Raw genomic sequence first — 12,068 nt, 5'->3', positions numbered from 1 at the left:
GCCAATAATCTAATTTATGACGGGAAANGATCATGAAGCCTATCTTCGTTCAGCTTCAATGCGCACCCGGCAAGACATACGATGTTGCCGATGCCATTTACAAAACCGAACTGGTTTCGGAGCTTTATTCGACCAGTGGGGAGTATGATCTCCTGCTGAAGGTCTACCTCTCCACGGACGATGACATCGGCAAGTTCGTCAATGACAATATCGCTGGTATTCCGGGCATCGTGCGGTCGCTGACGACGCTGACATTCACCGCGTTCTAGCCACTCTCCACCTTGACTAAAAAAGGCGTTGTCCCATCAGGGGCAACGCCTTTGTTTTTATCGGGTCTTTGGCAGCGCTTGTCAGACCAGTTCAGCAATCTTGCGGCTGCGCACGAGGTTGCGAATAGCCAGCCTCACATCGTCGGCACTGTCGAAACGCTGCTCATCAAGATCATGGACGTGAAACTTTACAGCAATGAACTTCAGCCTGTTATCGTCGGGTACGACGATGCCTACGGGTTCACCAGCGAATTCAATAACTTGCTTTTGCATCATACATACTCCCGCTGTGGCTTGGCACACAGCATTTCGTCGAATCGAATTTTTAAAGATGGGTTGACCGTTAAGTCACATTCGACAGCAGCGGGAACACGTGCATGTGTGTCCGGCACTCACAAACCGCTGATCAAGGATCGCGGCAATACGTTTCATTTTTGACATGTCACTCTCCCTGCATTGGTGTGGACCCGGAATACCGGAGAGAATCGCTCTCCAGTTGAATCACTGATACTCCGGATTCGCGGCGTAATCAATTATTATGAATATAGGTAGAATATTTTNCTTTATGATGACAGGACAGGGGCGGAATTGTGAAATTTTTGTTTCTTTAGCCAGGTCGCCGTCAATGCTCTGGGAAACTGCGCTTATTAGAGATTTTCATTCGGTCGATGGCGGATAGAGGTGATCGTTGCCGTTGAAATCGGAAACCGAGTAGCAACCATCGGCATGTTTCGTCGCCGCATTCTGACCGATGGCGGCTTTNCCATGTCCGCCTGGAATATCCAGCACATAGATCGGCTGGCAAAGACCGGAAATATGTCCACGCATGGCGGCAACGATTTGCTGCCCTTCTTCTATATCCAGCCGGAAGTGACTGGTGCCGGGTGCCAGATCCGGGTGATGCAGATAATAGGGCTTTACCCGCGTCTCCACAAACGCGCGCATCAGGGCGCCAAGAACGAGAGGGTTGTCATTGATGCCTTTCAGAAGCACCGACTGGCTGACCATGGCAATGCCGGCGTCGATCAGGCGTGCGCAGGCGGCCCGCGCATCCTCTGTTAGTTCACGCGGATGGTTGGCGTGAAGCGCGATATAGGTTGTCTTGCCGCTTGATCTCAGGGCTTCGACCAACGCTGCATTGATGCAATCAGGGTCAACGACCGGTACACGCGTGTGGAACCGCACGATTTTGACATGCGGAATGGCCTTCAAGCCTTCCATGATCACCGTCAGGCGTCGTGGCGAAAGCACCAGCGGATCGCCACCCGTGAGGATAACTTCCCATATTTCTTGATGTGCCTTTATGTAGGCCAAGGCAGTATCTAACTCTTCGCTGGTCATGGTGCCGTTGCCTTGCGGCCCGACCATTTCGCGGCGAAAGCAGAAGCGGCAATAGACCGGGCATATGTGCACGGCTTTCAGCAGAACACGATCGGGGTAGCGATGCACGATGCCGTGGACCGGACTATGGGCCTCATCACTGATCGGATCGGCACGCTCTTCGGGTGTCTGCCGCAATTCGTCCTCGTGTGGAAGAAATTGCAATCCGATAGGATCGGCGGCATCGGTTCTATCGATGATATCGGCCATGGCAGGTGTTACCGCCACGGCATAACGTTCGGTTACAGGGCGAATGCGCTCCAGCGTAGGGCCGTCGATAAGACCTGCATCGAAGAGGTCTTCTGCGGATTTCAGGCTGTGTGCGGTCATGGGCCATAATCCGTGACTGGCGCCCACATCACCAGATCGATGCGGGGTGCGCCTGTTGCCAGCATCACCAGCCGATCAAAGCCGAGTGCGATACCGCTGGCTGCCGGCATGACGTCGAGCGCTGCGAGAAAGTCTTCGTCTATCGGATAGGTTTCGCCGTAGACGCGCTGCTTCTCCGCCATTTCGACTTCGAAACGGCGACGTTGCTCTTCGGCATCCGTCAGTTCACCGAAAGCGTTGGCAAGCTCCACGCCGCAGGCATAGAGTTCGAATCGTTCGGCAACACGGTTGTCTCTTGGCGAGCGGCGGGCAAGGGCAGCCTCGCTGGTTGGATATTCGTCCAGAATGGTCGCGCGTCCGAAGCCCAGTTGCGGCTCCACGCGCTCAACGATGACGCGACTGAACATATCCGCCCAACTGTCATCATCCGCAACACGGATGCCCGACGCTTTGAGCATTGTCGCCAGATGCTCGTGGTCGGTTGCACCATCAGCCTCTATCGTTGCCAGCAGATCAATGTCCGCATAGCGTTGAAAGGCTTCTGCAACGCTGAGCCTTTCCGGCTCAAGATACGGATCGACGCTGTGGCCGCGATAGGTAAGCGTTTTNGGTCTTGGCGGTTTCGGCGGCCAGCGCCAGCAGTTGCCAGCTGTCACGCATCAGCGTCTCATAGGTCTCGCCCGTGCGATACCATTCCAGCATCGTGAATTCGGGGTGGTGCAGAGGTCCACGTTCGCGGTTGCGATAAACATGCGCAAANCAGTTGATCCGCTTTTCGCCGGCGGCCAGCAATTTTTNGCAGGCGAATTCCGGGGACGTGTGCAGATAGAGCGGTGTCTGCTCGCCACTTGTTGTTATGGCGGTTGTTGCAAACGCATGCAGATGGGCCTCGTTTCCAGGGGATACCTGCAAGGTTGATGTATCGACCTCAAGAAANCCATTGGCGGCAAAAAAGCCGCGCATGGCAGCTTGGATGGCGTTTCGCCCAATCAGAAACGGGCGGCGATCCTGATGCACATCGGGCGTCCACCAAGGAGACGTCGTGTCGAGACTGGAGCCCATCTGCTGCTTTCTTTCCGATCACTTGTGTCGAGTAGCGGGCGAAATTAGACATTTCGGACTGCCGCAGTCCCCGCATTGGTATCGATTTATTCGAAAACCACGGCACTGTTTTCGCTCCGAGGCTTTTGAAGGCTGGCAATTACCGTGGATTTAAGGTAGTTGCGCCCCATAAAACATACAAAACGTCCATCGGGTCAGTGCTGCCGCGCGGTCCTTTACGACGCATTTCATTGAGTTACAAGGAAATCATATGGTCAAGGTTATCGCCTCATCCGTGCGCAAGGGCAATGTTATCGATGTCGATGGCAAGCTTTACGTCGTTCTCAACGCCAATAACTTTCATCCTGGCAAGGGCACGCCTGTAACGCAGGTTGATATGCGCCGCATCTCGGATGGCGTGAAAGTTGCCGAGCGGTGGCGCACGACCGAGCAGGTCGAGCGCGCTTTCGTTGAAGACCTGAACTTCCAGTTCCTTTATGAAGATGGTGAAGGCTTCCATTTCATGAACCCGGAAANTTATGACCAGGTTGTCGTGGACGTGGAAACGATGGGCGACCAGAAGGCCTATCTTCAGGAAGGCATGACCTGCGTTCTTTCCATTCATGAAGGTTTGCCGCTGGCCGTTATTCTGCCGCGCCATGTGACGCTTGAAATCATGGAGACCGAACCGGTCGTGAAGGGCCAGACGGCCTCCTCCTCATACAAGCCAGCGATCCTTTCCAACGGGATTCGCACGATGGTTCCGCCGCATATCGATGCCGGTATCCGCGTTGTTATCGCAACCGAAGACAACTCTTATGTAGAGCGCGCAAAGAGCTGATTTTTGCGACCATCGTCCTTTGAAGAAAGCCCCGGAGTGATCCGGGGCTTTTTTATTGGCTGCATAGACAAAAAAANTCCCGCAACTTTCGTTGCGGGATTGATGTCTTCTACAGAGCGATCGCCTCGCCTACCTGCGCTTTGGCGTGTTGGCTGCAATCACGGTGTTTGAGGATGTCGTCGGGCCGCCCACTGCGTAACCACCGCCCAGCGCAACGCTCAGACGGACATAGTCCTGAGCCGTCGTCTGAACCGCAGTTGCAAGATTGGCCTGCGCGGTAGAGACCTGACGCTGGGCATCGAGGACGTCGAGCAGGGATGAAGCGCCGTCGCGGTAGCTGGCTGTCGCGAGCGACAGGGCTTCCTGGTAGGACCTGACGGTTCTACGAAGCGCGTCTTCCGTCTGCTTGTCGCGCGTAACAGCGGCAAGTGCATTTTCGACTTCTTCGATACCGTTTAGTACCGTTTCCTTCCAGGCCAGGTACTGTTCGCGAGCCGAGGATTTAGCAATATCGACATTGGCGCGCAGGCTGCCACCATCAAAGATCGGCAACACAAGGCTTGGGCCGAAGGACCAGGAGTTCGATGTTCCGCGCGCACCATTATTGGCGACGTTTACGAGGCTTGGCGAGATCGAACCGCTGATCGTGATGCTTGGATAAAGACGTGATTCGGCAACGCCGATCTGCGCGACCGCTGCTGCAAGGTTGCGTTCTGCAACGCGGATGTCTGGACGATTACGGATAAGATCAGCCGGGATGCCAGTGAGCGGCGCCTTGCGGGCAACCGGCTGACGAGCGCCGCGTTGCAGTTCCAGGACCAAGGATGATGCGGGCATGCCGAGAAGTGTGGCAATGCGATGCGCAGCCTGGCGGAAGCTGGTTTCGAGACCCGGCATGTCAGCAAGTGTTGAGTTGACCAGACCTTCAGACTGAACAACGTCAAGACGTGATGCGGCGCCAGCCTCCAGCTGCAGCTTCGTCAGGTCAAGTGTTTCGCGACGAGACTTCAGGTTGGCGCGGGCAATCGCCAGGCGTTCCTGAAAATAGCGGGCATCGATATAGGCGGAAACGACAGACGAAATAAGCGTCAGGCGCTGAACGTCCGCCGTGGAATAAGCGGCGTCAAGCGACGCGCTGGCGCTCTCCTTGGAGCGGCGGTACTGGCCGAAAAGATCCAGCAGCCATGACGCGTCAAGCGCACCGCTCGACGTGTTCTGAACAGGACGGTCCGCGGTTGCGAGGCTTCCCTTCGTCTCCGATATCGTATGGCTGCCGGAGCCTGTGAGGCTTGGGAGCGCGCCCGCACCTGCAACCGTAATCTGTGACTGAGCCTGATTGATACGCTCGATAGCCTGGAGAACTGTCAGGTTCTGCGCAAGACCTGTTGAGACATAGCCATTCAAACGGCTGTCGTTGAAAGCGTTCCACCATGCGACAGTTGCGACGTCGCCATTGCTGGCTTTGCCACCTTCCGCAAATTTTACTGGAAGCTGGATTTCCGGTTCCTTGTGGTCAGGCCCGACAACACATCCAGAAAGAAGGAGCAAGGTCAGAGGAATGGTAGCGCGAATAGACAGCATGAAGTTATCCCAATATTTTGGTGCAAGTGACACACCAGTCGAAACGAGCTGAGCACTGCTGCGTGCTGACAAAAATGCGGTTCGTAATTTCCAACATTTCTAACAGCGTCTCCCGGCTTTGCTAGCATATTTTTGGTTTGTTAACGTTTAGATAGCCGCCGAATCACGACAAAAANCGATGGAACGAAGAAAATTCCAAGGAGTGTTGCAGAAAGCATACCACCGAGAACGCCGATACCGATGGCATTCTGCGCAGCGGAGCCCGCGCCGGTAGCGATTGCCAAGGGCACAACCCCCAAGATAAATGCCAGCGACGTCATGATAATCGGGCGCAGGCGAAGCTTTGCTGCTTCCAATGTCGCTTCCATCAAACTCAGTCCGTGCTCCATTCGCTCCTTGGCAAATTCCACGATCAGAATCGCGTTCTTGGCGGCAAGGCCGATGGTCGTCAGCAAGCCGACCTTGAAATACACGTCGTTGGACTGACCAAAGACGTGAGCCGCGACCACAGCGCCAAGCACGCCCACCGGAACTGCCATGATGACAGAGAACGGAATCGACCAGCTTTCGTAAAGCGCTGCCAGGCAAAGGAAGACGATGAGAACGGAGAGCGCATACAGCATCGGTGCCTGCGAACCCGAGAGACGCTCCTGATAGGAAATGCCTTGCCATGCGACGGTATAGCCACCGGGCAGTGCAGCTGTCAGGCGTTCCATTTCGTTCATCGCATCACCGGACGCAACGCCCGCACCCGCCGCGCCTTCCATGGAGATAGCGCTTGTGCCGTTGAAGCGCGCAAGCGTTGGCGGACTGTTGACCCAGGTGATTTCGCTGAACGACGAGAATGGTACCATTTCGCCGCTGGTATTGCGGGCATACCAGTATTTCAGGTCATCCGGCTGCATGCGGTAAGGGGCGTCACCCTGAACATAGACGGGCTTCAACTCTCCATTCAGCGTGAAGTCGTTGACGTCGCGGCCCGCGAATATGGTCGATAGCATGAGGTTGACGGAAGCAAGGTCCACGCCCATCGCGCCCATCTTTTCCTGATCGAGCAGAATCTTCATCTGCGATTCTTCGTCTCGGCTGTTGGAGCGCAAAGAACTGATGTTCGGGTTTCCACCCGCTTCCTGAATCAACTGCTTGGAAGCGGCGCTTAGGGCTTCGGTACCTGTTCTGCCACTGTCCACGAGATACATCGAGAAACCACTGGATGTTCCAAGACCCTGGATTGCCGGTGGCAACAGCGGGAAGACCTGCGCATCGCGGAAGGACAGGAACGTGCCCATTGCCCGCTGAACGATGGCCGCAGCATGTTGCTCAGGTTCTGAGCGCAGCGAGAAGTCCTTCAGTTTGGTGAAGACCATCGCGTTGTTCTGGCCGGAACCTGTGAAGCTGAAGCCGAGAACACCAAAGACGGATTCGACATTGTTGCCTTCCTTTTCACGAAAGTATTTCTCGACCTGTTTGACCACCTCATTCGTGCGTTCGATGTTCGAACCGGTCGGCGTCTGCACGATTGTCAGCAGGACGCCTTGGTCTTCCTGTGGAAGGAATGAGCTTGGTAGTCTTGTGAAGAACCATGCGCAGCCACCGATGACGACGAGGAAAAGTATCATCACGCGTGCCGGGCGTTTCAGCAAATAACCGATGCTGGAGACGTAACCATTCGTGGTGCGGCCGAACACGCGGTTGAACCACGCTCCTGGACCACGCTTCTCTTTTTNATGATCGACTGGCTTCAGCATCGTGGCGCAGAGCGCTGGTGTCAGCACGATGGCGACGACAGCCGACAGCAACATGGCCGAAACGATGGTGACGGAGAACTGACGATAGATGATGCCGGTCGATCCGCCGAAGAATGCCATCGGAATGAACACCGCCGTCAACACGAGCGCGATGCCGATAATGGCACCGGTGATTTCGTGCATCGACTTCTCGGTTGCCTCAAGCGGAGACAAGCCCTCCTCGGACATGATGCGTTCGACGTTTTCCACGACGACGATGGCGTCATCCACCAGCAAACCGATGGCGAGAACCATCGCAAACATGGTCAGCGTGTTTATGGAATACCCCGTCAGGGCCAGAATACCGAAGGTCCCAAGGAGAACCACGGGCACAGCGATCATCGGAATAAGGGTGGCGCGCAGGTTCTGGAGGAAGACCAGAAGAACCACGAAAACCAGAATGATCGCTTCGATCAGCGTGTGAACAACCTTCTCGATGGAAAGCTGGACGAAGGGCGTCGTGTCGTAGGGATACTCAATCGAAACGCCTTCTGGCAGACCGCCAGCCGCTGTGGCAAGCGCTGCTTTTACGCGCGATGATGTATCGAGAGCGTTCGCACCAACCGCCAGGTTCACGGCAAAGCCCGCAGACGGACGGCTGTTGGATCGCGAGTCGCCGCCATAGGTTTCCTGACCGATCTCGATACGGGCAACGTCGCTGAGGCGGACCGCCGCCCCGTCTTTTTCGACCTTGAGAATGACGGATTCGAAGTCCGCAACGGTGGTGAGTTGGCTTTGCGCCGTCACGGTGACGTTGAGCTGTTGGCCCGGTACGGCTGGCAATGCGCCAAGAGAGCCGACGGACACCTGAGTGTTCTGGCTTTCGATGGCGCTTGTCACGTCTGCTGTCGTCAACTGATATTTGTTGAGCTTGAACGGGTCGAGCCAAACCCGCATGGCATATTCCGAACCGAAGACATTGATGCTGCCGACGCCTTCCAGGCGCTTGATCTGGTCTTCGACCTGTGTGGAAANCACATCACCCAGATCTGCGGATGTCCGTTTGCCATCCGTGGAGATCAGCGCGCCGACCATCAAGATACTGGAGGTCGAACGGCTGACTTCGATGCCCTGCTGCTGAACGACATCCGGCAATTGGGACTCGACCAGCTGCAACTTGTTCTGCACCTGCACCTGAGCGATGTCAGGCATGATGCTGTTGCCGAATGTCAAAGTGACGGACGCACTGCCGGTCGAGGACGTCGATGTCATGTATGTCAGGTCGTCAAGACCGGTCATGCCGTCTTCGATGATGGTCGTAACCGATTTTTCGACCGTCTCAGCGCTCGCACCGTTATAGCTCGCATTGATGCGCACGGTGGTCGGCGCGATTTCCGGATATTGCGAGATGGACAGCGTGAAAATTGCCAGCGCACCACCAAGCATGATGACAATCGCTATAACCCACGCGAAAACGGGGCGCCGGATAAAATAATGGGCCATGGAAAGTCTGCGCCTTACTTTTTGCGAGCTCTAACGGACACGGGTACGGACACGCTTACTTCGATGGAGCAGCGGGCGGCTGCGCCTGCTGCTGAGGAACGGCAATGCCACGTTCGTCAATCGTCGCTTCAACGGGATTGACGACTGCAGCATTGGCAATCCACTGGAACCCGTCGACAATCAGCTTGTCGCCGTCCTTGACGCCTTCTGTGACGAGCCACGCATTGTTGGATTGCTGGCTCTTCGGAAAGACGCGGGTTTCAACCTTGTTTTCCGCGCCAACGAATTTTGCTTCGAGTTCGCCGGCCGCGTTGCGGGTTGCGGCGCGCTGCGGAATGAGGAAACCCTGTTCCTTGCCGATTGTGAGCGTAGCGCGCACGTAGGTGCCTGGCAAAATGAGATCGTTCGGGTTTNCAAACAGCGCGCGGATGGCAAAGGTGCCAGTGGTTTCGCTGACCGCCATGTCCGACATATCGACTTTACCGGTCTGCGAATATTCGGTGCCGTCTTCCAGCGTCAGGCGAATGTCGGTGTTCTTTTCACCTGCCAGCCGTCCGGACGCCACCGCATTGCGCAGGCGCAGGAGGTTGGCGCTGGATTCGATCAGGTCGATATAGATAGGATCGATACGACGAAGCGTTGTCAGGGCCGTTGTCTGGTTGGCCGTCACCACGTTACCAATGCTGACATTTGTTGACGACGTGATGCCATCGAACGGCGCGCGGATCTTTGTCAGGTCGAGATTGATTTCGGCCGTCTCGAGCGCCGCGTTGGACTGCGCAACATCTGCCTCCGCCTGAAGCAGTGTCACTTTGGCATTTTCATATTCGATCTGCGTCGCGCCGCTGTTGACGAGGCGCTCGTAACGCGCAAGGTTTGCCTTGGCGCTTGGAATGCTGGCTTCTGCTTTGGCGACGCTGGCGCTTGCCTGCGCAACTTCGGCCATGTAGGTGTTGTCTTCGATCTGATAGAGAATGTCACCCTGCTTGACTTCGCTGCCTTCCTTGAAAGGAACCTCGCGAATGATGCCGGTTACACGGGGACGGATCTCGGCAGTCTGGAATGCGCTGGCGCGGCCCGGTAGAACGGTTGTCAGCGGGTATTCGCTCGTCTTCATCGTCACGACGCTAACGGGTGAGGGAGGACGTTGATTTTTCTGCGCCTCGGCTCCCTTTTTTTCTTCGCTGTCGCTGCAACCGGCAAGAATGCCTGCCATGAGCAATGTGGTGAAGAGAGGGGTAAGGCGTCTTTTCATCGTTTTTCTCATATCAGCGGTCAAATCTCGGTTGCTATTCGGTTGCAGACGAAAATACAGGTTCTGCAATGTTTAGTCGGTTTGGTTGAATGCACGGACACGACACGATCAGGCAGTTTCAGCAAAGTGACGTACAGCCGATATCGTCACTTATCAATCCCATATCGCAGTGCAGCATCCAGAAGGCGAACGAGTTCATCACATCGTGTTGCTAAAATGTCCACGTTTTCATGTGCAATCAAAGCCGGATGCAGAACACTCGTTAAAGCAAAAAGCGCAGTACGCGATGATCTGTCGATATCCGTCGCAGAATAGGTTCCGTCTTCTATTCCATCGCTAATGATCTTGGCGAGTAGCTCTGTTATCACATTCTCATAATGTCGGCCGCACGCAAGTTCTCTTTTGGCGGTCATTAAAATCATTTCGAAAATATACGGATTGTCATTCAGATCACGTCGATGGTTTNCCATCAGACTATGCGCCAGATGCCGAAGCCTCTCGAACGGGGAGTGAGTTGCGTCCAGCGGATCGAGCTTGTTTNCCAGCAATCGGATCTGTTGCAGAAAGATAGCATCGACCAAGGCATTCTTGGAGCTGAAATGTTTGAAGACGTTCGCTGGCGACATGGTCAGCGCGGCGGCGATATCTGCGATAGAAACGGCGCCAAACCCCCGCTCGCGGAAAAGCCGCTCTGTCATGACAAGAATGTCACGGCGCGTTTCCTCACCCGAGCGACGGGGACGGACCTGCCGCCCACTCGTTTCGGCTTTCGACAACGCGGATGTCTGGACGCTTGCTTTAGCCACGTTACACTCCCTGGAAAAATGGCTCCAGATTCTTCCGTACCCGCTCCAGGGGCGATGCCTCGCTGTCATCGGGCCTGAACGCTTCTCCGGTGATCCGCTCAAAAGCTTCGATATAGACCTTGGACGTTTGGGCAACCAACTCCTGCGGGATTNCGGGNACGTCGTCCTTATAAGGGTCGCAACGTTCGGCAACCCATGCCCGGACGAAGTCCTTGTCGAAACTTTGCGGGCGTGTACCGTTCTGGAGAGCCTGCTCGTAGGTATCTGCCATCCAGTAACGACTGCTGTCCGGTGTGTGAATTTCATCGGCCAGAATGATAGTTCCATTCTCGTCGGTGCCAAACTCATATTTGGTATCGACCAGAATGAGGCCACGGCTTGCAGCAACGTCCTGCCCACGTTTGAACAGCGCAAATGCGTAAGCCGAAAGGTTCTCCCACTGCGCGGGCGTCAGCAAACCCTTTTCGATGATCTCGGCAGGGGTGAGAGGTTCATCATGACCGCCATCGAACTCCTTGCTGGTGGGCGTGATGATAGGCTCAACCAAAACCTGATTGTCTTTCATGCCATCCGGGAAGGTAACACCGTACATCTGGCGCTCGCCCTTTTTGTAGAGCGTCAGAATGGAGGTGCCGGTTGTTCCGGCCATATATCCGCGCACCACGATCTCGACTGGCAGAATATCAAGTCGCTTACCGATCACGACATTCGGATCCGGGTAAGAGACGACATGGTTCGGGCAGATATCTTTCGTTTGTTCAAACCAGTAACGCGCAGTTTGGGTCAGCACTTGGCCCTTGTAGGGTATGCACGTCAAAATACGGTCGAAAGCACTGAGACGATCCGTCGAGATAATAATGCGATTGCCGTCGGGCAAGTCATAGTTCTCGCGAACCTTGCCACGATAATACTGGGGAAGTTCAGGAATGACGGCTTCTGCTAGAACGCGCACGGGATTGTCCAATCTCTTTCTATAAGGCGATAACCGGCTCAGACGTGCCGGAGAGTATGGGATCACCCTATCGCATGTTTNATCGGGAAGGACCAGTATTGGCTTTTTTATGCGGGGCGGGGTGGTTGGGCGGGGTTAATCCAAAATACTTTTTGAAATCAATAATTTATAAAATATGTCTATTTTTTTACAGAGGCACTGTTGACTATGTCGTTGGGTGTCCTCTATAAGTCCGCTCACTGACGAGGGCGGCGGCGCTGCTAGCGACGATGTCCTTCGTTCWKGAGAAMASKGAAGATTGAGCGAWTGAGTTTAGTCTTTTAGATCATGGCCTTGAGGGGTTTTGGTTGGTTTTTTTNGACACTAATGTGTGTCTGTTTTTT

General features: G+C 55.0%; 9 protein-coding genes and 1 pseudogene. 2 read left to right on the top strand and 8 right to left on the bottom strand.

What is annotated here, in order from left to right; all coding sequences use genetic code 11:
* Positions 1-32 precede the first annotated feature (32 nt).
* Positions 33-269 carry an Lrp/AsnC ligand binding domain-containing protein gene (locus CUC55_RS10565; protein WP_067645669.1) on the top strand — a complete coding sequence of 79 codons (237 nt, stop codon included), beginning with the start codon at positions 33-35 and terminating at the stop codon, positions 267-269.
* Between the two features lie 81 nt (positions 270-350).
* Here CUC55_RS10565 and CUC55_RS10560 read toward each other — a convergent pair whose 3' ends face one another.
* The 3 genes and pseudogenes from CUC55_RS10560 to epmA all read right to left on the bottom strand — a co-directional run bounded on the left by CUC55_RS10560 (position 351) and on the right by epmA (position 3,041).
* Positions 351-542 (bottom strand): hypothetical protein, encoded by a 192-nt coding sequence (locus tag CUC55_RS10560; protein ID WP_082760186.1) that lies wholly within the window; start codon positions 540-542, stop codon positions 351-353.
* A gap of 384 nt (positions 543-926) precedes the next feature.
* On the bottom strand, positions 927-1,979 hold the full coding sequence (locus CUC55_RS10555) for a lysine-2,3-aminomutase-like protein (protein WP_067645666.1): 1,053 nt from the start codon (positions 1,977-1,979) through the stop codon (positions 927-929).
* Positions 1,976-3,041 (bottom strand): annotated as a pseudogene (gene epmA / locus CUC55_RS10550) (EF-P lysine aminoacylase EpmA). Before epmA ends, CUC55_RS10555 begins: the two are co-directional and overlap by 4 nt.
* A gap of 250 nt (positions 3,042-3,291) precedes the next feature.
* Between epmA and efp the strand changes: the two are divergent.
* Positions 3,292-3,861 carry an elongation factor P gene (gene efp / locus CUC55_RS10545; protein WP_103087813.1) on the top strand — a complete coding sequence of 190 codons (570 nt, stop codon included), beginning with the start codon at positions 3,292-3,294 and terminating at the stop codon, positions 3,859-3,861.
* Positions 3,862-3,990: 129 nt separating this feature from the next.
* Here efp and CUC55_RS10540 read toward each other — a convergent pair whose 3' ends face one another.
* From CUC55_RS10540 to CUC55_RS10520, 5 genes are all read right to left on the bottom strand, one after another.
* Complete coding sequence (locus tag CUC55_RS10540; protein ID WP_067645661.1) at positions 3,991-5,442, bottom strand: efflux transporter outer membrane subunit; 1,452 nt, start codon at positions 5,440-5,442, stop codon at positions 3,991-3,993.
* A gap of 140 nt (positions 5,443-5,582) precedes the next feature.
* Positions 5,583-8,672 (bottom strand): efflux RND transporter permease subunit, encoded by a 3,090-nt coding sequence (locus CUC55_RS10535; RefSeq protein WP_103087812.1) that lies wholly within the window; start codon positions 8,670-8,672, stop codon positions 5,583-5,585.
* Between the two features lie 55 nt (positions 8,673-8,727).
* On the bottom strand, positions 8,728-9,927 hold the full coding sequence (locus CUC55_RS10530) for an efflux RND transporter periplasmic adaptor subunit (RefSeq protein ID WP_103087811.1): 1,200 nt from the start codon (positions 9,925-9,927) through the stop codon (positions 8,728-8,730).
* Positions 9,928-10,073: 146 nt separating this feature from the next.
* On the bottom strand, positions 10,074-10,625 hold the full coding sequence (locus CUC55_RS10525; RefSeq protein WP_425352817.1) for a TetR/AcrR family transcriptional regulator: 552 nt from the start codon (positions 10,623-10,625) through the stop codon (positions 10,074-10,076).
* Positions 10,626-10,734: 109 nt separating this feature from the next.
* Entirely contained in the window at positions 10,735-11,685 is a 951-nt protein-coding gene (locus CUC55_RS10520; RefSeq protein ID WP_103087809.1) for a phosphoribosylaminoimidazolesuccinocarboxamide synthase, read from the bottom strand.
* Between the last annotated feature and the right edge of the window lie 383 nt (positions 11,686-12,068).

Source organism: Agrobacterium bohemicum (assembly GCF_002896715.1).
Taxonomy (GTDB): domain Bacteria; phylum Pseudomonadota; class Alphaproteobacteria; order Rhizobiales; family Rhizobiaceae; genus Agrobacterium; species Agrobacterium bohemicum.
The sequence above is the reverse complement of the archived record's forward strand: the minus strand, read 5'-3'. Positions and strand labels throughout refer to the sequence as shown.